This window comes from Acinetobacter sp. TTH0-4 (assembly GCF_015602665.1).
Lineage (GTDB): Bacteria > Pseudomonadota > Gammaproteobacteria > Pseudomonadales > Moraxellaceae > Acinetobacter > Acinetobacter albensis.
The window spans coordinates 1,510,974-1,535,005 of the sequence record NZ_CP059079.1 but is presented as its reverse complement, the minus strand read 5'-3'; the positions used below and the strand labels follow the sequence as shown (position 1 = coordinate 1,535,005).

General features: G+C 37.7%; 23 protein-coding genes and 2 pseudogenes. 14 read left to right on the top strand and 11 right to left on the bottom strand.

All coding sequences use genetic code 11. The features are described 5' to 3' along the window. Positions 1-103 precede the first annotated feature (103 nt). The gene (locus H0S58_RS07100) at positions 104-547 is read right to left on the bottom strand and encodes a universal stress protein (RefSeq protein ID WP_053578046.1); all 444 of its coding nucleotides are present in this window, start codon (positions 545-547) and stop codon (positions 104-106) included. Between the two features lie 320 nt (positions 548-867). Here H0S58_RS07100 and H0S58_RS07095 point away from each other — a divergent pair, with 320 nt between their 5' ends. After that, positions 868-1,212: a DMT family transporter gene (locus H0S58_RS07095; RefSeq protein ID WP_195726132.1), complete on the top strand. Its 345-nt coding sequence runs from the start codon at positions 868-870 to the stop codon at positions 1,210-1,212. A gap of 86 nt (positions 1,213-1,298) precedes the next feature. Here the strand turns inward: H0S58_RS07095 and H0S58_RS07090 are convergent, their stop codons facing one another. From H0S58_RS07090 to H0S58_RS07070, 6 genes are all read right to left on the bottom strand, one after another. Further along, positions 1,299-2,471, bottom strand: a complete 1,173-nt coding sequence (locus tag H0S58_RS07090) for a benzoate/H(+) symporter BenE family transporter (RefSeq protein ID WP_195726131.1) — start codon at positions 2,469-2,471, stop codon at positions 1,299-1,301. 145 nt (positions 2,472-2,616) lie between these two features. After that, complete coding sequence (locus H0S58_RS13950; protein WP_265088219.1) at positions 2,617-3,087, bottom strand: transposase family protein; 471 nt, start codon at positions 3,085-3,087, stop codon at positions 2,617-2,619. Continuing rightward, positions 3,035-3,493 (bottom strand): transposase family protein, encoded by a 459-nt coding sequence (locus H0S58_RS13945; RefSeq protein WP_265088218.1) that lies wholly within the window; start codon positions 3,491-3,493, stop codon positions 3,035-3,037. The genes H0S58_RS13950 and H0S58_RS13945 overlap by 53 nt, the downstream gene beginning before the upstream one ends. Before the next feature lie 33 nt (positions 3,494-3,526). Beyond that, a complete protein-coding gene (gene leuE / locus H0S58_RS07080; protein WP_195726130.1) occupies positions 3,527-4,177 on the bottom strand; it encodes a leucine efflux protein LeuE in 651 nt (216 codons plus the stop codon). A 78-nt stretch (positions 4,178-4,255) separates the two neighbouring features. Next, positions 4,256-5,242, bottom strand: a complete 987-nt coding sequence (tal, locus tag H0S58_RS07075) for a transaldolase (protein WP_195726129.1) — start codon at positions 5,240-5,242, stop codon at positions 4,256-4,258. Between the two features lie 88 nt (positions 5,243-5,330). Then, positions 5,331-6,221, bottom strand: coding sequence for a LysR family transcriptional regulator (locus tag H0S58_RS07070; RefSeq protein ID WP_195726128.1), 891 nt, complete (start codon positions 6,219-6,221; stop codon positions 5,331-5,333). A 99-nt stretch (positions 6,222-6,320) separates the two neighbouring features. Between H0S58_RS07070 and aceI the strand changes: the two genes are divergently transcribed. Continuing rightward, a complete protein-coding gene (aceI, locus tag H0S58_RS07065) occupies positions 6,321-6,746 on the top strand; it encodes a chlorhexidine efflux PACE transporter AceI (RefSeq protein WP_195726127.1) in 426 nt (141 codons plus the stop codon). Positions 6,747-6,961: 215 nt separating this feature from the next. After that, positions 6,962-7,699 (top strand): annotated as a pseudogene (locus H0S58_RS07060) (OmpW family protein); the annotation flags it as partial. A gap of 15 nt (positions 7,700-7,714) precedes the next feature. Here H0S58_RS07060 and H0S58_RS13940 read toward each other — a convergent pair. Together H0S58_RS13940 and H0S58_RS13935 are read right to left on the bottom strand one after the other, a co-directional pair. After that, positions 7,715-8,185, bottom strand: a complete 471-nt coding sequence (locus H0S58_RS13940) for a transposase family protein (RefSeq protein ID WP_265088219.1) — start codon at positions 8,183-8,185, stop codon at positions 7,715-7,717. Further along, positions 8,133-8,591 (bottom strand): transposase family protein, encoded by a 459-nt coding sequence (locus H0S58_RS13935; protein ID WP_265088218.1) that lies wholly within the window; start codon positions 8,589-8,591, stop codon positions 8,133-8,135. Before H0S58_RS13935 ends, H0S58_RS13940 begins: the two co-directional genes overlap by 53 nt. A gap of 18 nt (positions 8,592-8,609) precedes the next feature. On the opposite strand from H0S58_RS13935, the pseudogene H0S58_RS07050 reads away from it, so the two are divergent. Both H0S58_RS07050 and H0S58_RS07045 read left to right on the top strand, forming a co-directional pair. Continuing rightward, a pseudogene (locus H0S58_RS07050) lies at positions 8,610-8,984 on the top strand (OmpW family outer membrane protein); the annotation flags it as partial. Positions 8,985-9,540: 556 nt separating this feature from the next. After that, complete coding sequence (locus H0S58_RS07045) at positions 9,541-10,068, top strand: hypothetical protein (RefSeq protein ID WP_053578040.1); 528 nt, start codon at positions 9,541-9,543, stop codon at positions 10,066-10,068. A gap of 108 nt (positions 10,069-10,176) precedes the next feature. Here the strand turns inward: H0S58_RS07045 and H0S58_RS07040 are convergent, their stop codons facing one another. Further along, positions 10,177-11,688, bottom strand: a complete 1,512-nt coding sequence (locus tag H0S58_RS07040; protein WP_195726125.1) for an acetyl-CoA C-acetyltransferase — start codon at positions 11,686-11,688, stop codon at positions 10,177-10,179. A 241-nt stretch (positions 11,689-11,929) separates the two neighbouring features. Here H0S58_RS07040 and H0S58_RS07035 point away from each other — a divergent pair, with 241 nt between their 5' ends. The 5 genes from H0S58_RS07035 to dnaX all read left to right on the top strand — a co-directional run bounded on the left by H0S58_RS07035 (position 11,930) and on the right by dnaX (position 18,505). Then, entirely contained in the window at positions 11,930-13,321 is a 1,392-nt protein-coding gene (locus H0S58_RS07035) for a 3-oxoacyl-ACP reductase (RefSeq protein ID WP_053578038.1), read from the top strand. Between the two features lie 207 nt (positions 13,322-13,528). Further along, positions 13,529-14,383, top strand: coding sequence for a MaoC family dehydratase (locus H0S58_RS07030; protein ID WP_053578037.1), 855 nt, complete (start codon positions 13,529-13,531; stop codon positions 14,381-14,383). A 73-nt stretch (positions 14,384-14,456) separates the two neighbouring features. Then, a complete protein-coding gene (locus H0S58_RS07025; RefSeq protein WP_195726124.1) occupies positions 14,457-15,707 on the top strand; it encodes a serine hydrolase domain-containing protein in 1,251 nt (416 codons plus the stop codon). Between the two features lie 85 nt (positions 15,708-15,792). Then, positions 15,793-16,254 (top strand): copper resistance protein NlpE N-terminal domain-containing protein, encoded by a 462-nt coding sequence (locus tag H0S58_RS07020; RefSeq protein ID WP_195726123.1) that lies wholly within the window; start codon positions 15,793-15,795, stop codon positions 16,252-16,254. Between the two features lie 133 nt (positions 16,255-16,387). After that, on the top strand, positions 16,388-18,505 hold the full coding sequence (gene dnaX, locus H0S58_RS07015; protein ID WP_195726122.1) for a DNA polymerase III subunit gamma/tau: 2,118 nt from the start codon (positions 16,388-16,390) through the stop codon (positions 18,503-18,505). A gap of 345 nt (positions 18,506-18,850) precedes the next feature. Here the strand turns inward: dnaX and H0S58_RS07010 are convergent, their stop codons facing one another. Continuing rightward, positions 18,851-20,011, bottom strand: coding sequence for an iron-containing alcohol dehydrogenase (locus H0S58_RS07010; protein ID WP_195726121.1), 1,161 nt, complete (start codon positions 20,009-20,011; stop codon positions 18,851-18,853). Between the two features lie 116 nt (positions 20,012-20,127). Between H0S58_RS07010 and H0S58_RS07005 the strand changes: the two genes are divergently transcribed. The 4 genes from H0S58_RS07005 to H0S58_RS06990 are packed head-to-tail and all read left to right on the top strand — an operon-like array spanning position 20,128 to position 23,897. Beyond that, entirely contained in the window at positions 20,128-20,640 is a 513-nt protein-coding gene (locus H0S58_RS07005) for a low molecular weight protein-tyrosine-phosphatase (protein ID WP_195726120.1), read from the top strand. 12 nt (positions 20,641-20,652) lie between these two features. Further along, complete coding sequence (murB, locus tag H0S58_RS07000; RefSeq protein WP_195726119.1) at positions 20,653-21,687, top strand: UDP-N-acetylmuramate dehydrogenase; 1,035 nt, start codon at positions 20,653-20,655, stop codon at positions 21,685-21,687. 6 nt (positions 21,688-21,693) lie between these two features. After that, positions 21,694-22,854, top strand: coding sequence for a YdcF family protein (locus tag H0S58_RS06995; RefSeq protein WP_195726118.1), 1,161 nt, complete (start codon positions 21,694-21,696; stop codon positions 22,852-22,854). Further along, on the top strand, positions 22,854-23,897 hold the full coding sequence (locus tag H0S58_RS06990) for an alpha/beta hydrolase (RefSeq protein ID WP_053578029.1): 1,044 nt from the start codon (positions 22,854-22,856) through the stop codon (positions 23,895-23,897). Before H0S58_RS06995 ends, H0S58_RS06990 begins: the two co-directional genes overlap by 1 nt. The last annotated feature ends 135 nt before the right edge of the window (positions 23,898-24,032 follow it).

Here is a 24,032-nt window from a genome sequence, read left to right as displayed (position 1 = left end):
GTTGAGTTAAATATCTAAAATCATTTAAATCATGAAGAGCCAATTTAATTGAAATTTATGCACACAATCGAAAAATTCTATATTAAATAGATATATACATACTTTATTCTTTAACAATTAATACAGGCAGTTTAGTTCCTTGTAAAACATCTTGCGCAAAACTACCCAATAAAAACTTTTGGAAACCTTTGCGACCATGAGAGCCGATGACAATCAAATCAGTGTTTAATTTTTCTGCAGTTTCGATAATGCCTTTTTCAGAAACTTCACCTTTCACAATTTCAATATTGGCATTCACACCATTTTCACTGGCGATGATTTGCGCTTCTTTTAACGATTTTTCGGCATTTGCATAGGCTTGCACGAAATATTCTTTCATGATTGGAGACGGATAGTAAAAGTCTGCATTTACAAATGGGTCTTCACTGACAAGACTAATCAGTGTTAATTGACTATTAAATGCTTGAGCCAACTGTGCGGCTTTTTTAACAGCAGATAATGAAATTTCTGAACCGTCCACAGGGACTAAAATATTTTGATAAGACATAAGAATTCTTCCTTTGGTTTATTGTATAGCTATTATTTATTCATAGCACATTGTGTATAAATGTTCAATTTAGTATCTGAAAAATTGTTTTAAAATTCATAAAATTAATAGTGATAATCAAAATGATTAGATTGTTTTATAATGATTAATTTAAAAGTGTAAATAAGCATAAGAGCTTGTATGTCGTAATGAAGTGAGATTAAAAATATCTTTGCTTGAGTCTATTAATTGGATGTTAAATTTTATAAAAATATAGAATACATAGCCGAATAAAATCGATACGATAGACTCTTATGGTATCGATTTTTGAATGGTTCAATATGAATGCAATTTACATTGCTTATGGTTTACTTGCTTTGGCTATTATTTCTGAAGTGACTGGTTCAACTTTTTTAGTCAAATCTGAAGGTTTTACTCGATTAGGCCCAAGTCTTTTGGTTGTAATTTTCTATATCATTTCTTTTTATCTTTTATCTCAGGTTATCAAAACGGTTCCTTTGGGAATTGCTTATGCAATTTGGGGTGGTGTGGGTATTGTTTTGACTGCTTTTATTGGTTTTTTGATCTTTCGTCAAAATCTCGATATTCCCGCCGTCATTGGAATTATCATGATTGTCGGTGGTGTCATTGTGATGAATGTTTTTTCCAAATCTGTAGGTCATTGAATTTAAATGCTGCCAAATCGATTGTTTGAATAATTATTGATAAAAAATTATACAGCACAATAAGAACACTGTAATGGGTTGGCGCCTTAACGCTTTATTCTAAATTTGAGAAACATAGAGACGATTAATCCAAATAATAATCCCCAAAAAGCTGAACCAATTCCAAAAAATTGTATACCTGATGCGCTGAATAAAAAAGTCATTAAAGCTGCTTCGCGTTCATTTATATCATTAAAAGCTAAAGCAATGTTATGACTGATCGTGCCGAATAATGCAATTCCCGCCAAGGCAACAATAAATATTTTTGGAAATGACATCAATAAACTGGTTAATGTCGCGGCAAAAATACCCATCACGATATAAAAAAAACCACAGCTCATCCCTGCGATATAACGTTTTTTAGGATCAGGATGGACTTGGTTGTCAAGACTTACAGCAGCACTAATTGCTGCAATATTAACGCTATAGCAACCAAAAGGTGCAAGCAGGGTTTGTACAGCACCCGTCCAACCAATCAATTGATTGACATGCGGTTGATAACCATAACTCTTGATCATCGCAATTCCAGGCAAATATTGTGATGCCATATTAATGACAAAGAGAGGCAGGGCTAAGCCAAAAAGTGCTGACCACGTAAATTCAGGTGTGATCCATACAGGTTGTGCGACATGCCATTCTAAAACAGGCGGATGAAACTCCATAAAGATTGGACACACGACCAGACCTGCAACGACTGTAATGACAATACTATAACGTGGCGATAATCGTTTGGATAGAATATAGGCGGTGAGCAATGAAAATATAAATCCCCAGTCATTTTGCATGCTCGCAAAAAGTGCAATTCCAAACTTGAGTAATACGCCAGCTAACATGGCACTGGTTAGACTTTGCGGAATATATGATAAAACTTTTTGAAAAATACCTGAAAAACCTAAAATTGCAGTGAGTAAACCTGAAATTAAAAATGCCCCTACAGCCTCATACAAATTATAGCCGCTTCCTGTGGCTAGAATGAGCGCAAGTCCTGCGGTAGACCATGATGTTGCAACGGGATACTTAAATTTCCAAGATAAAATTAAACCGGAAAGCCCAATACCTAAACCTAAAGCCCAAAACCAAGATGTAATTTGTGCTGGAGTGGCGCCTAAAACTTGGGCTGCTTGAATGACCAAGACTGCAGAAACACTAATGCCAATTAAAAAAGTAATAAAACCGGCAAATACAGCAGGAACCGAGAAGTCTTGAAGAAATTTTTGCATAAAGCCTTTGCTAAAAATATTGAGTAATGATTGAAAAGCGTTATAAGCATACGCCTTTCTTTTTTAAGCGAAAAGAGATTACTAAAAGAAAATGTTGAATTTAACTATACTTAAGTACTTATAAAAAATAGACCTCTTTCATAAATCATTTTTTACTCAGCTCCAAGTTATAGATTCCAGCAATTAAATTGAATCTCAAACCGAGTCTTTTACCTCTATTTCGATAACGCTCAGCAAAGATTTTGAAGGTTTTAAGCCTGCCAAATACATGCTCAATTCCTATTCTTCTTTTATTGATTTCCTGATTATAGATTTTTAGTTCAGGATCCAATTTACAACGTCTTTTGGCTTTTAAAGGTAACAGACTATTCGGATGCAGAGCATAAATACCCTGATAGCCTTTATCTGCAAGAACAAAGGCTTCTGAAGGAATCAGCTTTATGTTTCTTTTAAATAGCTCGAAATCATGTACAGCACCGCGACTGGTACATAAACTCAGTATTTGCTGAGTCTTGTAGTGAATCATGGCCTGTACTTTGAAGGTATGGGTCTTTTTCTTGCCGCTATAGCTTTTCTTCTGTTTTTTTAGGCCTTTGTATTGGGATTTCTGTGGCATCCACGATCACAACATTCCAGTCTATGCCTTCGCCCTCGGGTAAATCTTTGGGTAAATTAAAAAGATTGGACTGAATCAGGCAGTCTTCAACATGACGGACAATTCTTGAGGCTGTGGGCTCTGAAACCCCGTAACTCGTTGCAACGTGAAATAAGGTTCGGTATTCCCGCCAATAGCTTAGACAGAGCAGAATCTGGTCTTCCAGGCTTAACTTGGGCGGTCTGCCTTTAGTAGGAACAAGTTTCTTCAATTGCTCAACCATTAAATAGAAGGTTGACCATGAGATGCCAGTGTATCGCTTGAACTGAGGATCAGAAAGCTTGTTTGAATCGATGTATTTCATCCGCAGATTATGCACGAATGCTAAGAAATCCGGAGTGCAAATATCAACCAAAAAGAAGATCATTTTTTGATTTATGAAAGAGGTCTAATATATATTTTATAAAGTGGAGGTTGCCAGTTTTAAACCAAAACCACAAAATAAAATACCGACTGCTGCTACACAAGAAGCAGTAACTTTATAACGATAAGTAAAATAAGCTGAAAGTTTCGCTCCTGAAAAAATAAGTAGGGTGAGGTAACTCATACTGATGATTTGTAGAATAATAGCCAGTGCAGTAAAAGTAAGAGCAGGATATGGATAGTGTGGATCGATAAATTGCACGAAAAACGATAAATAAAATAAGATGGCTTTAGGGTTTAATATGCTAATCGTGAAGGCTGTTTTGAATGGTTGGAGTTGCTGAAGAGTTGCATTAGCACGTAATCTTTCTTTTTTTGAATGTGAAGCAGACCAAGTATGATATGCCGCAATTAATAACTTAATGCCTAAATAGCTTAAGTAGAGCGCACCTACAATTTTAAGTAAAATAAACAACCACGGAAATGCATGTAGTAGTGAAGCAGCTCCAAATGCAGTGAGTAAAATAAGAATTAGATCACCCGTATATACACCGAATGCGCCTTTATATCCGGCTTTAATGCCGAAGCGCGAGGCAATAGACATCACGTACAAAGAGTTTGGACCAGGCAATAAAATGATTAAAGTAGTCCCAATAATATAAGTCGTAAGATCTGTTATACCAAACACTGGGCACACTCAAAGAATAAAAAAGCCGACGTGTTTACTATAACAAAATCGGCTTTTTAAATGCAGCAATATAAAATGCTAAGCTTTTATTTCAGCATCTAAACCAAACGATTGGCGTAGTAGAGTATTCAGTTGTTCACGTGCTTTAATAAATCCATCAATTCCAGATTGTAAAAGCTGTGCAGACATTAAATCATGTTCAACTTGTTGTTTAAATGTGTGCTTATCTAGGGGCACAATTTCATGTTGCTGTATTTGATTCTGATCTGAATTTAACTGACAAATGACTTCGCGATGGTCATTTTCCAACGCTTCCAACAGACTTGGAGATACCGTTAATAAATCACAACCAGCCAAACCTAAAACTTGTTCAACACTGCGGAAGCTTGCGCCCATAATTTCAGTTTTGATGCCGTGTTGTTTATAGAATTGGTAAATTTTCTTGACCGATAACACGCCTGGATCTTGATCTATCGAATAATGATCGACATTTTCCGATTTTTTGTACCAATCTAAAATACGTCCTACAAATGGTGAAATAAGCGTGACATTGGCTTCTGCACAGGCTTGTGCTTGGTGTAAACCAAACAATAGCGTCAGATTCGTGTGAATGCCTTCAGCTTCCAACACTTTGGCCGCCTGTATGCCCTCCCAAGTAGATGCAATTTTAATTAAAATACGATTTTGCGCGATGCCATAATTTTGATATAAAGCCAGTAATTCTTTTGCCTTGGCAATCGTAGCTTCAGTATCGTAAGACAGCGCAGCATCTACTTCAGTTGAAACACGGCCTTCAATTAGGTTTAAGATTTCAACACCGAACTTGACCGTAAGAATATCAATAGTACGTTCAATTAAAAGATCATCACGATAACCTTCTGACTTGGCTTGCTCAAATGCAGTTTCAATCAGTTCTTTGTTCTCTGGCTGATTTGCTGCTGCAGTAATAAGCGAAGGATTGGTTGTGGCATCTAGAGGACGAAATTTTTCAATGGCTGAAAGATCACTGCTATCAGCTACAATAGTGGTTAAATTTTTTAATTGATCTAAGGCGGATTGATTCATTGATATCTGGTTCTTAAAGTTATTTCCCGTACATTTGTTATATCACAATCTGCTTTTTTCCCAAGTATAAAGCATGTATAACGACGCGCTATTTGAGGTTTTTTCTTGAATTTCGGATGTGATCAATCAAAAAACGAGCAGCTGCACCCAATTCACTTTCACGACTCCAGACCAAATCAATAAAATATTCAAATTTTGGACTAAAATCCAAAAAATCAAGAATTTTGAGTTGTTGATGAATATGAGGGTTTTGATTCAGCATGTCTAAAGGTAAAATTCCCCAACCCAAACCGTCTATAATCATGGCGCAGGCCGAAAGATTGTTGTCTGTACGCCAGTATTTCTTTGAAAATAACAATTCTGGTTTGAGGCTTTGATCTCGACTGGCAACCACGATTTGTCGATTCTGCAAAATTTGCTCATAACGAACTTGTTTAAATGTTGCTAATTCAGTGTGTAGCGCAGCAACAGGAACTAAAACTTCACGTTTGAGTTCAACAAACTGTTCACGGCTTTCCAACTGCTCACGTTCAAACATCATTGCCAATTGGGCCGTCTGATTGAGTAACATGTTGAGCGCATCTTCTTGAGGTGCTGAAAAAATATTGATTTGGAGATCTGGAAATTCCTTTTCAAGCACTGAAATATAATCGGTCCACTGAATATGTAAGATTTCTGAGACCACGACAATATTTAAAGCAGATTCCAAACCTTCACTTAGCGCAAAAGCATGTTGTTTCCATTGATTCATTTCAATGAGGAGTTGCTCAGTTTTTTCGTAAAGGGTGATCGCTTGGGGAGTCGCAATAGGTTCACGCCCAGCGCGACTAAATAAAGATAAATTTAAATCAATTTCTAAATTGGCAATTGACATGCTGACAGCGGAGGGGACTTTGCCTAATGTTCTTGCGGCTGCAGAAAATGAACCCGTTTCTATCACAGTCTTAAAAATGATCAGTTGCTCTTGATTAATATTCATAATGTTCTATCTTTCAATTTTATTGAAAGAATCTAGCTCGATTAATCAATATTATAAAAATAAAATAGCCAATATCCAATCATGAAAGAGTAATTTAAAATGTTGATTTCCAAAAGACGGATTATTCATGCCCTCAGCTATGAAATCATCCTATTGGTGATCATTGCTTTAGCGCTAAGTTTCATATTTCATATGCCCTTAGAAGTCACAGGCGTGCTTGGTATTGCTATGGCAGTCACTTCGGTCATATGGAATATGGTGTTTAACCATTTTTTTGAAAAGTTTGAAGCGAAAAGAAAACTCAAAAGAACCATTGGTGTACGACTTCTACACGCGATTGGTTTTGAAGGTGGTTTGATGCTCGCAACTATTCCCATGGTCGCCTATGCGATGCAGATGAGCATCTGGCAAGCAATTGTGCTCGACTTTAGTTTGACCATGTGTATTTTGGTTTATACCTTTATCTTCCAATGGGGTTATGACTGCTTCGAAGAGCAGCTGGGTTACAAACCTAAATATCATTAATAATTAATTAAAAAATCCATTAATTATTCATAAAGGCCTGTTCTGATAAAGTAAGGCCTGTATTGATATTAAATACATTATTTTTTAACAAAAGATAAAAATTGATCACAATTCAACCGTATAAATAACTCCATTTATTACATAATGTTTAAATATAAAAACAAATAAGTGTTTTTATAAAATAAATAAAAATATATCGTACAAGGAGTTATGCGATGAAATTAGGTGTTTTGGTTGTATCTATAGCTTTACTGAGTGTTACACAGTCAGGCTTTACAGCTACAGGTGGAAGTTTTAAACGGTTTTCTGTTTCTGCAGGTTGGTTACATGTCATGCCGCAAGGAAAAGCCAATCCATTTAATATTAATACAGCAGTTCAAAATGGAACATCTTCAACAGTGGGGAGTATTAGTAAAGATGCTTTCTTAAATTCAATTGATCCCAATGCAACGCTAGGGGAAGGAGAATTTGCATTTAATTTAAAAGATAATTTTGAAATGATAATGAATGAGCCAAGTTTATATGACCTTATTTTTGATGCATCGGGTAATATCAAGCAGGACTTAGCTGGGACTGCCACGGTTTCAGGTTTGGAACATTGGCAAGCACAGGGTACAGGCTTGGAAGCAGAAGATGTCGATACATTGGGTTTAACATTTAACTATTATATTAATGATAATGTTTCGTTGCAGATGGTTGGGGGGATTCCACCTAAAGTCGATATTAAAGGAAAAGGCGAAATATTTGCTCCATTGGGTGGCCTTGCTATTACTGGCGGTGACCTTCTGCCAGGCATAGAGATTCCGTTATTACAGGATATACCAATTACTAATTTAGGTGTCCAGTCTAAGGCGGCGACTGTACGCGCTTGGACACCCGCATTTGAAGCGCAGTATCAATTTGGTAAATCTGGTGTCAACAAATTTAGACCCTATATTGGTGCTGGGATAATAGACCTCTTTCATAAATCATTTTTTACTCAGCTCCAAGTTATAGATTCCAGCAATTAAATTGAATCTCAAACCGAGTCTTTTACCTCTATTTCGATAACGCTCAGCAAAGATTTTGAAGGTTTTAAGCCTGCCAAATACATGCTCAATTCCTATTCTTCTTTTATTGATTTCCTGATTATAGATTTTTAGTTCAGGATCCAATTTACAACGTCTTTTGGCTTTTAAAGGTAACAGACTATTCGGATGCAGAGCATAAATACCCTGATAGCCTTTATCTGCAAGAACAAAGGCTTCTGAAGGAATCAGCTTTATGTTTCTTTTAAATAGCTCGAAATCATGTACAGCACCGCGACTGGTACATAAACTCAGTATTTGCTGAGTCTTGTAGTGAATCATGGCCTGTACTTTGAAGGTATGGGTCTTTTTCTTGCCGCTATAGCTTTTCTTCTGTTTTTTTAGGCCTTTGTATTGGGATTTCTGTGGCATCCACGATCACAACATTCCAGTCTATGCCTTCGCCCTCGGGTAAATCTTTGGGTAAATTAAAAAGATTGGACTGAATCAGGCAGTCTTCAACATGACGGACAATTCTTGAGGCTGTGGGCTCTGAAACCCCGTAACTCGTTGCAACGTGAAATAAGGTTCGGTATTCCCGCCAATAGCTTAGACAGAGCAGAATCTGGTCTTCCAGGCTTAACTTGGGCGGTCTGCCTTTAGTAGGAACAAGTTTCTTCAATTGCTCAACCATTAAATAGAAGGTTGACCATGAGATGCCAGTGTATCGCTTGAACTGAGGATCAGAAAGCTTGTTTGAATCGATGTATTTCATCCGCAGATTATGCACGAATGCTAAGAAATCCGGAGTGCAAATATCAACCAAAAAGAAGATCATTTTTTGATTTATGAAAGAGGTCTAATGTATGCTTATTTCAATGAAATTAAATTAAACTCACAGATAAATACGGATCTCATTGCTGCTGGTCATATGATTCAAAATGTGTTGGATAATAAAGCTGGTGCTGCTTTGGATGGCAAGCTTTCTTCTGGAGTGATGCGAGTAGATGTTGATGCAGATGATGCGATTGCACCGATTATTACAGCGGGTTTTACATATGATTTGAATGAAAATTGGTATGGGGTTGCTTCTATTTCTTATGCAAAATTGAGTAATGAAGCGACAATTAATGTAGTGAATGAAACGACTGGTGCTGAACTTATCCATGCTACGACTAAAATAGATATTGATCCTATTATTACTTATTTAGGTGTCGGTTATCGTTTTTAGTCTATAAGTTATAAAAATCAAGAAACCCTCAGAAGTACAACTTCCGAGGGTTTCTTGATTAAAAAGTGAAAGCAGTTATTTATTTTTTCAATAATTGCCGTTACACCTTGACCGTCAGCAGTACCAATTGAAATTAGCACATGACCAGAACCTTTTGGGTTAATTAGTTTTGCAGCTTTTAATAACATTAAATTAAATGGGCAGATTGAATTAGATTTAATAAACGCTGGTCATATGATTTAAAATAGAATGTAGTTAATCTGCTTAATCTAAACTTTTAAATGATAGCTTTTAAGTTTTTTGATTTTTGATTTTTGATTTTTGAAATTCGATCCTAATATTTCTCTATTTTTTAATTTTGTTCAGTTTATGTTGTAATAAAACGGTTTGATTCATGATTAGCTACAAGCCTATACATTCTTTAACTGAAAGCTGACAGTCAGCTATACAACTTTTTGCTCAATGTGTCCTATAGTCATTTTGTATTCTTTATATTCATCATTAAATTTTGAGAATACACCCTTATTTCAAAAGCATAAAAGAAGGATAATATTCAATGAATGATAATATTGATCGTGACACTGTAAAAAATCTTCCTAAAGATGCTCGAGATGATTTAAATGCTGACCCGATTACTGGAGAGCCAGGCGCGCATCCAGTTGGAACGGGAGTGGGCGCAGCAGGCGGTGCCGCCGCAGGTGCGGCCGTTGGTGCAATGGGTGGGCCAATTGGAGCATTGGTTGGTGGTGCTGTAGGAGCAGTAGTGGGTGGCTTAGCAGGTAAAGGTGCTGCTGAAGCAGTGAATCCTACAGAGGAAGAAGCCTACTGGAGAGAAACTGCACGTACCACACCTTATTATGCAGAAACGCTTACGACCTATTCAGATTTAGACTATGACCGTGATTATCAAAATGCTTACCGCATAGGTTATGAAAACCGTCAGCATTATGATGCGAATACACGTTTTGAAGATGTAGAGAGCGATCTAAAAACCAAATGGGACCATGAAAAAGGTTTATCCCGTTTAACTTGGAGTGAAGCAAAAATTGCAGTGAGAGAAGCATGGGAGCGTGCGACTCGATAAAATTTTCGTTTTATTTTAAGTTAAGTTTTTGTATAAAAAACCCCGAGAAATCGAATTTCTCGGGGTTTTTAAGTGCTTAATTAAAAGCGTAAGTTGGTTTACAGAACCTTACTTTTCAATAATCGCTGTTACACCTTGACCGCCAGCAGCACAAATTGAAATGAGCACACGACCAGAACCTTTTTGGTTAATGAGTTTTGCAGCAGTCGCGATAATACGACCGCCTGTTGCAGCAAATGGGTGGCCTGCTGCAAGTGAAGAACCTTTTACGTTGAGTTTAGTGCGGTCAATTGAACCGAGTGGCGCATCTAAACCTAAACGCTCTTTACAGAATTTTGGATCTTCCCATGCTTTTAAAGTTGAAAGCACTTGTGATGCAAAAGCTTCGTGAATTTCATAGTAATCGAAATCTTGTAAAGTAACGCCAGCACGCTCAAGCATACGTGGAACTGCATAAGCAGGTGCCATCAATAAACCTTCTTTTTTACCGACGAAATCGACTGCAGCAGTTTCAGTAAAGCTTAAATAAGCCAGAATTTCGTGCCCATTGGCTTTTGCCCATTCTTCAGACGCTAAAAGTACACAAGAAGCACCATCTGTTAATGGAGTAGAGTTACCCGCAGTCATGGTGCGCGCATCGCCTTTACCAAATGCTGGTTTGAGTTTAGCCAGCTTTTCTGCAGTTGAGTCAGCACGTAAATTATTGTCACGTTCTAAACCTAAAAACGGCGTAATTAAATCATCAAAGAAACCTGCTTCATAAGCAGCAGCCATTTTTTGATGAGAAGATGCTGCTAATTCGTCTTGTGCTTCGCGAGCGATTCCCCATTCAAGGGTAGTGATTGCTTGATGGTCGCCCATAGAAAGACCTGTACGTGGTTCACCATTTTTTGGTGCATCCATCAAGTCTTTAAGATTAATTTTAGTTAATGCTTTTAAGCGGTCTTTACCTGTTTTTGCAATATTAAGTTCAAGCAATGCTTTACGTAAGCCATCACCAAAAGCGATCGGTGCATCAGAAGTGGTATCTACGCCACCCGCAACACCAACTTCAATTTGACCTAGTGCAATTTTGTTGGCTACCAAGAATGCAGCTTGTAAACCTGTACCACATGCTTGTTGAATATCGTAAGCGGGTGTTTCTGGTGCAAGTTCAGTGTTTAATACACATTCACGTGTCATATTGAAGTCACGACTATGTTTCAATACAGCGCCAGCAACCACTTCACCTAAACGTTGACCCTGTAAATTAAAACGCTCAACCAAACCATTCAATGCTGCAGTAAACATATCAGAGTTGGAAGCAGTGAAATACGCGCCGTTTGAACGAGCGAAAGGAATACGATTACCACCGATAATAGCAACGCGGCGAACAGTGTTTTGACTCATGATTTTATCCTGTTGAACAGCAGTTTGAGTTGTAGATTCAGTTTTTTTGGTGTTGGCAGCACTTTTACGTGGTGACGCTGAACGAGTTCGAGTCGTTTTGGTCACACTATTTGCCGATGTTTTTACAGTGCCAGAACTTTTAGTTGTACGCGCAGTACTTTTTGATGTATTTGACGCAGTTTCCGTAGCAGAATTTTCGACTGCTGGATTTTCTTGAGTTGTTTTGCTCATAAGGCTTTTCCAAGCATTTTACAGTATTCTTGAGCTGTACATTACCACATTCTAAAAGTGGCGGTATTGACTACAATGACATTACGGTAAGCATTCAGGTCAAGACATCTATTTTTTAACTCAAGTATGATTATTTAGAAACGGATGGATGTATTGAAAGCATAAATATCTAACATTGCATTGAAGTTAAACAGATATATTTCTATCCATCTACAATTTATTTTTAAGAGAGATAATAATCATGACTGACCAATACCAAACCTTTGCAAAATCTCCTATTGGTAAATTTGTCATCAAAAATTTAGGTCTACCAGCACCTATTAATCTTGATCGCTTTGAGTCTGCTACACCAGTGGTAAAAGGTGCTGTTTTATTCGGTGCTGCACCTGCAAGTACATTATCTGGTTCGATTGCACAAGTGCTGGCCAATATTCATGCAAATAGCTACACAGGTAATAATGCTGAATTACAGCAAGCAGCAGCGAAAACCGGTTTGAACTTAGGTGCATTTAATCAGGGCGATAAAGAGTCTAAATTTAAAGCAGTTATTTTTGATGCATCAGGTATTCAAAATTCTGAACAATTAAATGAGCTGTATCAATTTTTTAATCCAATAGCACGTCAGATTCAAACGTCTGGTCGTGTCGTTATCGTAGGAATTACGCCTGAAACTGCGAAAACTGTAAAACAAGCCATTGCACAGCGCGCGCTTGAAGGTTTTGTAAAATCTGTAGGCAAAGAGTTCAAAAAAGGCATTGCAGCACAATTGGTGTATGTTGATGAAGGGGCCGAAGCGAATTTAGAATCTACAGTTCGTTTTGCACTGTCTCCACGTTCAGCCTATGTTTCGGGTCAAGTTATTCGTGTTTCAAAAGCGGATGTGGCAGATGTTGATTGGGCTAAACCGCTTGCAGGTAAAACAGCAGTAGTCACTGGTGCAAGCCGTGGTATTGGTGAAGCGATTGCGCATGTTTTAGCACGCGATGGCGCGCATGTGATTTGTTTAGACGTACCACAACAGCAAGCTGACCTTGAACGTGTTGCTGGTGAGATTGGCGGTTCAGTTTTAGCCATTGATATTACTGCGAATGATGCGGGTGAAAAAATTAAAGCTGCCGCAGCTGCGCAGAGTGGTTTAGATATTATCGTGCATAACGCGGGAATTACTCGTGACAAAACTTTGGCAAATATGAAGCCAGAGCTATGGGATCTGGTGATTAATATCAATCTTTCAGCAATTGAACGTGTAAACGATTATTTATTGGAAAATGCAGGTTTCAATAAAAATGGTCGAATAGTTTGCGTATCTTCAATTTCAGGTATTGCCGGTAATTTGGGTCAAACCAATTATGCAGCGTCAAAAGCAGGCGTGATTGGATTGGTTAAATTCACCGCGCCCATCCTAAAAAATGGTGTAACCATTAATGCTGTTGCACCGGGTTTCATTGAAACTCAAATGACAGCAGCAATTCCATTTGCAATTCGTGAAGCTGGTCGCCGCATGAACTCAATGAGTCAGGGTGGTTTACCTGTAGACGTTGCAGAAACAATTGCCTTGTTTGCATCATCTGCTTCTACAGGTTTAAATGGCAATGTTGTACGTGTTTGTGGTCAAAGCTTATTGGGTGCATAAATTAAATATTCTAAAGCTTTGTTATAAACTGGATAAATTTACCTTGTTGATAAAAAGGTAAATTAGTTTCATTTTATAAATGAAGCTGAAGCAAAATTTAAGAGAATGAGGGTTATATTTAATCCTCATTCCGTGCACAATAGTTTTCTCATCTCCAATTGGGAGAGAGAATTTATAGATAATAAAGAATTTTATAAAAGGTTCATTATGAATACTCGCCATTTTAGCCAACTTCCAAAGCCTTATTTAGCCTATCCAAAAGTAATTCAAGGTTTAATCTTTAAAAAACCAAAGGGTGAAAAAGTATTGCCGCAAGTTGAATATGTGGTGGATTCATTTAAGGTCGATCAAAAACATTTAAAAGCCTATAACGAAGTATGTGGTTTTAAAAATAACGGTTATATTCCTGCTATTTACTTAGCAGTACTTTCACAAAGTCTGCAAATGCACATGATGACTCAAGAAGCATTTCCGTTTGCAATTTTAGGCTTGGTGCATATTCGCAATCAGATTAAACAAACACGTAAAGTAGGCGTCAATGAACAACTGTCTTTATCGTGTAAGTTTGGTGATTTACAACCGCATGACAAAGGCGTTCAGTTTGACTTTATTACGACGGCAAAAGTCGGAAATGATGTGGTCATGGAAGGCACTACAACTTACTTAGCGCGTCAAAAAACGAATACTCAAGCTGTGACTAAAACAGCAGATGCTCAGATTCCTAAATATGAACCCAATGCAGAGTGGAATGTTTCTGAAAATACAGGCCGTCGTTATGCATTGACTTCGGGTGACTTTAATTTGATTCATATTCATGCGATTACAGCAAAAGCGTTTGGTTTTAAACAAGCCATTGCTCATGGAATGTGGAGTAAAGCGAGAGCATTGGCCAGTCTAACGTTGCCAGATCGTTATGAAGCAGATGTTCAGTTTAAATTACCGATGTATTTACCGTCCAAAGTTGAGTTTTTAACCACGCAAACGGCGAAAGATACTGAGTTTTTAATTCGAAATAGTAAAAATCAAAAGCCACATGTTGCAGGATGTGTTAAAGCAGTTTAAATATAATGAGCCTAAGTCTTTTTGATTTAGGCTTTTTATTTAAAATAAAAATAAATGCTATGGAAAGAGCAAGATGAAAGCTATTCAACACTATATTTTTGCTACTAATCATCATTACCAAGGTCAGGTAGATGAGCGATTTATAGACCTAGCCAAACAATTTAGCCGTATGCAAGATGCACGAGCTGAGCAGGGTGGTGCCGCTTTGGTGGTTTATTTTCAAGGCAAAAAAGTAGTGGGTATTTATACGGGGAAAAAATCTATTACAGAAAATTGGCAAGCTGATACATTATCAATGTGTTATTCCACAGGTAAAGGTGTGCTTGCAACTTTGGCGCATATTTTAGTGAGTCAAGGCTTGTTAAATTATGATATTCCTGTTGCACAGTACTGGCCTGAATTTGCCCAAAATGGTAAAGAAAGAATCACATTAAGACATATTTTGAGCCATCAAAGTGGCTTATATGATATTCGTAATATTATAGATGATGCCTCTGAGATGACAGATTGGCCGCATATGTTGAATGTAATCGCACAAGCGAAACCGCGTTTTAATGTTGCGACAGATGCAGCATATCAGCCTTTAACATTCGGCTGGTTGTTGGGCGGTCTACTGGAAAAAGCAACTGGAAAGTCTTTAGATCATTTAATGCAACAATATTTGCTAGAGCCGTTACAGTTAGACGGTGCTTATTTTGGTGTACCAGAAGCTGAATTAGCTCGTATTGCTCGGCCATTGCCCAAATTAAATCAAGTACAGCATCCAGTATCACAAAAGAAATCAAAACAAAAAAAAGTTTCACCAATGCACAAACTAATGGAGTGGTCAGGACAAGACCCGAAAGAATTTCAAGATGCGATGATTCCAAAAGGAATGAAAAACTTTAGTTTCTTTAGTGATGTCGCTTTGCAAGCAAAAATACCTGCTGCGAATGGGGTTTTTACTGCCCATAGTTTGGCAAAAATTTATGCCATGTTGGCCAATAAAGGACAACAAGATGGTCAGCAATTGATTCGACCTGAAATATTTGAAGCATTCAGTACGGTGCAATATAAAAAACGTGACCGTATTATGCCGCTCGCTATGCATTGGCGACTGGGTTATCACCGTATATTAACCTTGGGGAAATCATCACAAGGGTTTGGGCATATGGGATTTAATGGTTCTGCTGCTTGGTGTGATCCTGAACGTCAATTAAGTTTTGCTTATACGCATAATTTTCCAACAACGTCTATTGCAGGAGATTATCGTCTTTGGGGTTTAACTCAAGAAACTTTACGTTGTGCTGATGCAGCATTAAACGGGCGTAAGGGTTGGTTTTAGGGAGAACCTCCTTCATATAACATGTTGATGATTTTTCGAAAAATATGTTATTTTGCTGCTTTTCCAGGTTTCTTTAGACATGCTAATGAAAAATTTAATTTTTCTGCCTTTCATTGCATCCTCCATTTTAGTGGGTTGTCAGGATTCTACCCAATCAAGTAGTGAAAATAACAATCAAATTGATCAGGTTGCCGAGCATAAAGTGACGGTCGCGAAGTGGGTCGGAAAATATCATGGCACAACGCCTTGCATGGGATGTAATACTCGTTGTGAAGAGTGTCCGGGCATGGTCGTAGATTTAGTGCTGAACCAGAACAAGACCTATACTTTAAAACGTGAAAGTTTAAGTGGAAATGATCAGCAAGAAATTTATACAGGGCAGTTTCGTTTTAGGAATACTGATCACAGTAAAATTGAATTAATGCAGGTGAAGGGACGTAATTTAATGTCTGTGGATTTGGATCAACAAATCCTTGAAATATTACAAGATCAAACGGGTCATCTCTATCCTTCGGAAGGTGATTTTATTTTAGAAAAAAATGGATAATGTATGCCTTTAAAAGCACTTTGCAATTTAGAACCGTCCTTCTAATGGAGGGATTATTGTTAAGCTTTTGAAGATAGTTCATTCACTCTTAGACAAAAAAACAGTATGCTTAGACCTGTAAAAAGGAGCATACATGTATCAAGTACTCGCGCGTAAATATCGTCCACGTAATTTTCTTGAATTGGTTGGGCAAAACCATGTATCACGAGCACTCACCAGTGCCTTGGAACGTGGGCGTTTACATCATGCGTATTTATTTACTGGTACACGCGGGGTTGGAAAAACCACCATTGCGCGTATTTTGGCAAAGTGCTTGAATTGTGAAACTGGAGTAACCTCTAAACCTTGTGAAGTCTGTCCTACCTGTAAAGCAGTCAATGAAGGACGTTTTATCGATTTAATTGAAATCGATGCGGCATCACGTACCAAAGTTGAAGATACGCGTGAATTGTTAGATAACGTTCCGTATGCACCGACTCAAGGTCGTTTTAAAGTTTATTTAATTGACGAAGTACATATGTTATCAACGCATTCTTTTAATGCGTTATTAAAAACGCTGGAAGAGCCACCAGAACATGTCAAATTCCTTTTTGCAACCACCGATCCGCAAAAGCTGCCGATTACCGTTATTTCACGTTGTTTGCAATTTACATTGCGTCCATTGGCTGTGGATGAAATTACTGAACATTTAACCCATATTTTGAATTTAGAACAAATTCAAGCGGAACAAGATGCGATTTGGCAAATAGCTGAATCTGCGCAAGGTTCAGTCCGTGATGCTTTGTCTTTAACCGATCAGGCTATTGCTTATGGTCAAGGTGAGATTCAACATCAAGATGTGAAAGAAATGTTGGGTTTGATTGACCGAACCATTATTTACGATTTAATTGTTGCCATTCATCAAAACCAAAAACAGCGCGTGAGCGAATTGTTGATGCAATTTAGACAGCAGGCTCTAGATGTTTCACTGGTTTTAGATCAGTTGATTTCAACGTTGCATGAGTTGGCTTTATTGCAATATTTACCCGATTTAAGTCTAAAATATAGTGCTGAAATTAATAAAAAAATTATGCATTTATCGCAGCTTATTTCGGCACAAGATTTACAGTTGTATTACCAAGTGGCATGTAAGGGTCGAGCAGAATTACAATTAGCGGTCACTCCAGAACAAGGTTTTGAAATGTGTGTGCTGCGATTATTGGCATTTCGTCCATTGCAGCCGAATGAGGTTCCTGTTACTTCAACGCAGCAAGTTCATGAGCAAATTCCCTCAGAAACACCTATACAAAATTTGCAACAACAGCATATTATTCATGAAGATTCTCCGGTAAAAAAATTTCCAGTAGAAGATATCTCGGAAACTTCCATAGCGATCACTCAGCAAAATATAGTGTCATCTTCCGATGAAGTTTTGGGGGATGTCATACAGGCTGTTGCTGAAATTCTGCCAACACCAGATTCAGCGCAAATTGTATTTGATCCGAGCTCAGAAGATACATTATTTGATGTAGACGTATCCACTGATGAAGCTGAACAAGTAGCTGTTGATCATGGACCGAATAGTGATGATCTATTATTTGATGACTTTCTTCCTTTAGACAAGGCTGAAACAGAGACTGAAACAATATTGCCATCTAATGATGCTAAGGCTGAATTGGAAACAGACTTATTTTTAAAGCAGACACACAGTTTAGATGAAACTGTAGAACAGGTCGTGAATTTAGAACCACCAGTTGTTGCGCCTATAGCGCCAACGATTTCTACATGTGATCAAGCCGATTTTGAAGAAAATAAGACTTTAGCTGAAACTGATTTGAAGCAAAATTCAAACTTGATGCCACAGGATATTTTAAAACTTACACCGCAACAACTTGAGGGTGCATGGACAGTAGACAAGTGGGAATATTGGTTTCGAAATAGTACTTTATCGCCAGCTGTACAAGAGTTAGCCCAGCAAGGGATCATGTTGGGTCAAATTGATGGTGAGTCATTTTTTCAGATCCCACCGAAATATGAGCAATTGCTAAATCAGCAACAACATGCATTAGCGCAGGCCTTGAAAGATCAATGGCCGAATACTCATTTTCAAGTCAATTATGTTGAAGTGGACATCAGTACACCATATGAGCTACAAAACGAGCGCAAAGAAAGAGCTTATGCTCGTGCATCTGAATTACTACATAAAGAGTCTGCTGTAAAAGATATTTTGCAAAATTTTGAGGGTGAACTTCAAAATATTCAACTGAAGTAAACTTAGTCTTTTAAAGTGTAATTTAAAAAAAGCACCCTATATTTCTATAGATATTAAGGTGTTTTCTTATTTGGCCTTTTAAAATTGATTAATTAATCCTTCATGTGTGGGATGACTTGAGTCATTGCACCGTTTGAGGATGACGAATGTATGTCGTAATCCTGAACAACGTGATTTTAAAATTCAGCGACCGAATTCAGTACTTTCAGAATTACGCTGAAATTTTCAATTTCTGCTTTTGAATAAGGGTAAATGGAGATGGGTTAAAAATAGGTCATTGGTCAAAATGACCTTGAATACTCTGTCTATATTTAATTTTAGAGCTAAATTAATCGACTAAATTGTTTATTCATAGATTGCTTGATAAATTTGCTGCGCATCGTGTTGTGTCATTTCTCGAGGATTATTTTGTAAAAGTCGAGTTTGCAACATAGCATCTTTGGCAAGTTGATTCAGCATATGTTCAGGCACGTTTAAATCTTTTAATTTTAAAACCAACCTACTGTTATCTAAATGGTTTTGTATATGGTCAATAAATAAATCACACAATCCATCTGTACTACCTGTACTTTTAGGGTCTAACCAACACATCAACTCTGCATAGAGCTGTTTGGTATTGGGTGCATTAAATTTTAAAACCTCAGTCAACACTAGGGCATTACTGTGCCCATGAGAAATATGAAAATGTCCTCCAAGAGGATAAGCCAGAGCATGTACCGCAGCAACAGGTGCATTGGCAAAGGCTTGACCTGCGAGCATTGCACCCACCAGCATATTTTGTCTAGCGTTCAAATCTTGTCCATCTGCCAAAACCAGTTCTAAATTGTGATTTAACAATCGTAATGCCTGTTTCGCCAGCATATCTGCATAAGGATTCTTTTTGATTTTTGAGGTATAGGCTTCAATGGCATGTACCATGGCATCGATACCCGTTGCTGCAGTAATATGTAGAGGTAAATTTTGCGTAAAAGTTGCATCTAAAATGGCAACATCAGCAAATAATACAGGAGAAATAATTCCTGTCTTGGTTGTTTCACCCGTGGTGACTATCGATATAGGTGTGACCTCGGAGCCTGTACCTGCGGTGGTGGGCACTAAAAATAAAGGTAACCGAGGTGATTTTGCATTATTTACGCCATATAAGTCTGCTAATGTTTGCTGTTGTTGTGGGTGAGCAAGTATGGCAATAACTTTAGCCACATCTAAAGAACTTCCTCCACCAAAACCTAACACAAGATCGACTTTCTCATTTTTCGCAAATGTAACTGCATCAAGAACGATGTGCTCAGCTGGATCGGCTTGTACACTGGAATAAATCACGTAATCCAGTCGAATGGTCTCTAAAATTTCAAGAATGGGTAAATGCAATTGCTGTTGGATCATGCCAGCATCCGTAACCAGTAACAGTTTTTGGTAACCCTGAGCTTGCAGTAATTGTTTTAATTCATAGATTGAACCAAGCCCTGAAATAATATTAGAAACTGTCTGAAATTGAAAATGGCTCATCTATTGCATCCTTTTTTATATCGAATTCAAGATTATTGTTTTAGCGCTCTATAGGATTCATCCTCTAAATAACTTAACATAAGGCACCTGAAAATAAAGCAGTTATCGAGGTTGTTATGTCATCCAAAACGCCATATAAGGTGTTATGTGTATGTTTAGGAAATATTTGCCGTTCTCCAACGGCGGAAGTCGTGCTTAGACATTTTTGTGATGAACAACAGCTTAATATTGTGATTGATTCTGCAGGTACCAGTAATTATCATCCCAATAAAGCGCCTGATAGTCGCAGCCAAAAGCATGCTTTAAAACGTGGCTATAATCTATCGGGTTTGCGTGCTCGTCAATTAAATGTGCAAGATTTTATTGAGTTTGATTTGATTTTAGCGATGGATCATGAAAATTTATTGAATATTCAAGCACTTTTAGGGCAAGCACAAACTGCATATGGTTTAAATCAAATTCGCGCAAAAATTGCGTTGATGAGTGAACATGATCCTGAATATTTAAAACAAGCTTTACCCGATCCTTATTATAGTGAAGCGGATGGATTTGAACGGGTTTTAGATCAATGTGAATCCAGTAGTCTGGCTTGGGTTAATATTTTTAAACAAGAAATAAATACGCAATAAGGTTTAAGCATTGTGAATATTCAAACCCAAGTTCAACTTAAACCCTTCAATACCTTAAGTCTTGATGTGACTGCATCGCATTACCTCAAAGTGCATTCTACACAAGACTTGGTGGACGGTTTGGATTATGCCAAGCAACAGCAACTCAATGTGCTGATTCTTTCAGGTGGTAGTAATATGCTCTTACCTCAATATATTCATGCGCTTGTGATGCATATGGATATACAAGGTATTGAAAATATTACAGAAGATGAGCAAAGCAAGACCATCCGCGTGGCTGCAGGGTACATTTGGCATGATTTTGTCTTATGGACGACTGAACAGCATTTATATGGTTTACAAAACTTGGCTCTCATCCCTGGTTTAGTGGGTGCATCACCTGTACAAAATATTGGTGCGTATGGCGTTGAAGCAGGTGAGTTTATTGAATCGGTACAGGTGTATGACCGACTAATTGAAAAGTTTGACACCATTTTTGCCAAAAATTGTGATTTTTCTTATCGGCATAGCATTTTTAAAGATGATCCGAATCGATTTGTCATTACCCATGTCACGTTTAAATTATTGAAGCATCCCCATTTAGTGCTGAATTATGGTGATCTTAGGCAAGCAGTAGGCGATGAACAGACAGCAGAAAACTTGCAGAAGCAGATCATTCAAATTCGCCAAAGTAAACTTCCCGATCCGAAAGATTATCCGAATGTAGGAAGTTTCTTTAAAAATCCAATCATTCAGCAGCAGATTTGTGACCTTTTGGTAGAAAAATTTCCGCGTATACCCCATTATCCTCAAGCTCAAGATAACGCTAAAATAGCGGCTGGTTGGTTAATCGACCAATCAGGATGGAAAGGTAAGCAACATGGCATGGTCGGTATGTTTCATAAGCAGGCCTTGGTTTTAGTAAACTATGGACATGCCTCTTTAACAGATGTACAAGCCACTTATCGAGCTGTACAACACGATGTGTATCAAAAATTTAACATTTTATTAGAACCCGAACCTGTATTGTTTGATGAAACAGGTTTAATTCGTTCACATTTGGAATAAAGAATTATGGCGAAAACACATTGGATGGTTCGATTGGTACAAGTAGCATCTGTGCTATTTTTACTATTCGGCTGTTTTATGGTTTTAATTTATTCGCCTTTTTATTCGCAATGGATCGTAAAAGGCCTTAATACCTTTGTTCCGCTACAAGTTAATGAGGTGGCTGCAAAAAGTCAGCAACAGGCGGCTTTAAGTGAACATGAAAGTTTAGAGCCGGGATCGAAATTGTGGATTGCGCGTCAAGCCTATTTAAAGTTAATGGAAGAAACCATAAAAAGCAAAAACTCACCAGATTTAACTGTGCTTCAAGCCCGTTATAAAGCTTTGCAAGGCAAGATTGAAGAAGCTCAAATTCAGGAAAATAAAGAACAAGAAAAACCCCGTATTCCATTGTTGGTGAAAGAACAAGATTCAACTTCGGCAGAGCAAGAAAGTGATTCTGTGGGAGCGCAAGATGATCCGACACAAGCAGTGAAAGATTTGTTAAATTTGAACAGTAATGAAAATAAAGTATTGATGGAAAAGTATCTGGAATTTTTACAGACTCATCCAGTCGAAAATCAAGAGATTATTCAAGAAAAAGTAGATGAAAGTCTTTATCAAGATATTGCACAGATTCATGAACAAAATCAAAATGAACAGTCTCAGGTTCAAAGCTCAAAACCTTATGCGATTGTTGTTTTAGGTGGGGGACTCACCTTAGATCAAAATAGACAAAATATCGTGGTCAATGACTATACACGCTTACGTTTGGAAAAAACGTTAGCTGTTGAAAAACAATATAAACTTCCAATTGTTCTGAGTGGCGTAGAAGCACCTTATATGCAACGATGGTTAAAACAACATGATGTCGATGCAAAATTATTGGAAGATCGCAGCATGAACACCTGTGAAAATTCGCGCTTTAGTTCATTACTGTTGCAGAAAAAGGGTGGAGCGCCACGCGTAATTTTAATTACAGATCGTTATCACATGCCACGCACCCGTCGTTTATTTGCATTGAATGGTATTGAAACGGTACCTATTGAAGCACCCATGCCAACGCAACTTACCCAGTGGCGTCCAAGCGAAAAAAATTATGATCATAGTCGCCGTGCAAACTATGAAATGCTCGCGACGATTCGGGATGTCTGGTTTGGTTCGAGTGATTGTCGAGAGGTACCTTAATGTCAGATATTCCATTTTTAAATCCCAATATCTTAAGGCAATTAGATTTACCAGTTCCCAGTCGTGAAACTACGCCGCAATTACTTGAAGTTTTAAATCTACAAAAACCTTATCAGCCTTCAGTTGAAATTCAAGCTTATCGTCAATTGTATGGCTTACATCTACTGCAAGGTGAACATTGGCAAGGCTATGTACAAATGCCCTTGTTTAAATTACATGTTCAGGTGTTTCAGCCTGATTTAGCGCTCATTCCTTTTAATAAAATACGTGGTACTGTTTTTTTGCTGCATGGTTATCTAGAACATAGCGGTATTTATCAGCCGATTATTCGTGAATTACTTGAACAAGGTTTTAGTGTATTAACCTATGATTTACCAGGGCATGGCTTAAGTGATGGCTCACCTGCGAATATTAAAAATTTCGATCATTATCAACACGTTTTAAAAGCTGTTTATCAATCTGTTAAAGATGCAGAGCAACTGCCTAAACCTTGGTTGGGAATAGGGCAAAGTACAGGCGGCGCAATATGGATGCACCATTTATTAGATTTTGCACAACGTCGTGAAAATCCTTATGTGGGTCGGGTGCTATTACTTTCACCGCTGATCCGACCCGCCAAATCGGCTTGGTGGCATAATCCTGTAGGTTTAGGGATTATTCGGCGTATTAAACGTCAAGTACCACGTCACTTTAGACGAAATAACCACAATCCTGAGTTTTTACGTTTTGTACGATTAAAAGATCCTTTGCAACCCCGTATGATGGGAATGGATTGGATTTTGGCGATGTCAAAATGGATGCAGGAAATGGAAGCACGTCCAGCGTGTCGTATTCCTGTTTGGTTAGCACAAGGTGCTTTGGATGAAACGGTGGACTGGCGTTATAACATTGAATTTATCCGCCAAAAATTTCGATTACAAACTTTACTCATGTTAGAAGAAGGATCACACCAGTTAATCAATGAACGTGCCGATATTCGTGCAGCACTGACTGGTTTAATTCCTGCTTTTTTACATACTCAAAGTTCGGATCGCTATTATTAACAACAGGCTTGAAATTTCATCTTGTACAAATAAAACTTAAAGATAATCACCACCGATTCCAGATTTAATAAATGGCGATTAGTGGTGTTTAGTTCAATTCAGTTTTTTAATTGGATTTTAAATTAACGTTGAATT

What these genes read in the sequence shown, in the direction of transcription:
- H0S58_RS07025 (WP_195726124.1), top strand. Translation starts at nt 14,457, where the DNA reads ATGAAAGCTATTCAACACTATATTTTTGCTACTAATCATCATTACCAA.
- H0S58_RS07040 (WP_195726125.1), bottom strand. Translation starts at nt 11,688, where the DNA reads ATGAGCAAAACAACTCAAGAAAATCCAGCAGTCGAAAATTCTGCTACG.
- aceI (WP_195726127.1), top strand. Translation starts at nt 6,321, where the DNA reads ATGTTGATTTCCAAAAGACGGATTATTCATGCCCTCAGCTATGAAATC.
- H0S58_RS07090 (WP_195726131.1), bottom strand. Translation starts at nt 2,471, where the DNA reads ATGCAAAAATTTCTTCAAGACTTCTCGGTTCCTGCTGTATTTGCCGGT.
- H0S58_RS07045 (WP_053578040.1), top strand. Translation starts at nt 9,541, where the DNA reads ATGAATGATAATATTGATCGTGACACTGTAAAAAATCTTCCTAAAGAT.
- H0S58_RS07100 (WP_053578046.1), bottom strand. Translation starts at nt 547, where the DNA reads ATGTCTTATCAAAATATTTTAGTCCCTGTGGACGGTTCAGAAATTTCA.
- H0S58_RS06990 (WP_053578029.1), top strand. Translation starts at nt 22,854, where the DNA reads ATGTCAGATATTCCATTTTTAAATCCCAATATCTTAAGGCAATTAGAT.
- H0S58_RS07020 (WP_195726123.1), top strand. Translation starts at nt 15,793, where the DNA reads ATGAAAAATTTAATTTTTCTGCCTTTCATTGCATCCTCCATTTTAGTG.
- dnaX (WP_195726122.1), top strand. Translation starts at nt 16,388, where the DNA reads ATGTATCAAGTACTCGCGCGTAAATATCGTCCACGTAATTTTCTTGAA.
- H0S58_RS07005 (WP_195726120.1), top strand. Translation starts at nt 20,128, where the DNA reads ATGTCATCCAAAACGCCATATAAGGTGTTATGTGTATGTTTAGGAAAT.
- H0S58_RS07070 (WP_195726128.1), bottom strand. Translation starts at nt 6,221, where the DNA reads ATGAATATTAATCAAGAGCAACTGATCATTTTTAAGACTGTGATAGAA.
- tal (WP_195726129.1), bottom strand. Translation starts at nt 5,242, where the DNA reads ATGAATCAATCCGCCTTAGATCAATTAAAAAATTTAACCACTATTGTA.
- H0S58_RS07030 (WP_053578037.1), top strand. Translation starts at nt 13,529, where the DNA reads ATGAATACTCGCCATTTTAGCCAACTTCCAAAGCCTTATTTAGCCTAT.
- H0S58_RS13935 (WP_265088218.1), bottom strand. Translation starts at nt 8,591, where the DNA reads ATGATCTTCTTTTTGGTTGATATTTGCACTCCGGATTTCTTAGCATTC.
- H0S58_RS07010 (WP_195726121.1), bottom strand. Translation starts at nt 20,011, where the DNA reads ATGAGCCATTTTCAATTTCAGACAGTTTCTAATATTATTTCAGGGCTT.
- H0S58_RS13945 (WP_265088218.1), bottom strand. Translation starts at nt 3,493, where the DNA reads ATGATCTTCTTTTTGGTTGATATTTGCACTCCGGATTTCTTAGCATTC.
- H0S58_RS13940 (WP_265088219.1), bottom strand. Translation starts at nt 8,185, where the DNA reads ATGCCACAGAAATCCCAATACAAAGGCCTAAAAAAACAGAAGAAAAGC.
- H0S58_RS07035 (WP_053578038.1), top strand. Translation starts at nt 11,930, where the DNA reads ATGACTGACCAATACCAAACCTTTGCAAAATCTCCTATTGGTAAATTT.
- H0S58_RS06995 (WP_195726118.1), top strand. Translation starts at nt 21,694, where the DNA reads ATGGCGAAAACACATTGGATGGTTCGATTGGTACAAGTAGCATCTGTG.
- H0S58_RS07095 (WP_195726132.1), top strand. Translation starts at nt 868, where the DNA reads ATGAATGCAATTTACATTGCTTATGGTTTACTTGCTTTGGCTATTATT.
- H0S58_RS13950 (WP_265088219.1), bottom strand. Translation starts at nt 3,087, where the DNA reads ATGCCACAGAAATCCCAATACAAAGGCCTAAAAAAACAGAAGAAAAGC.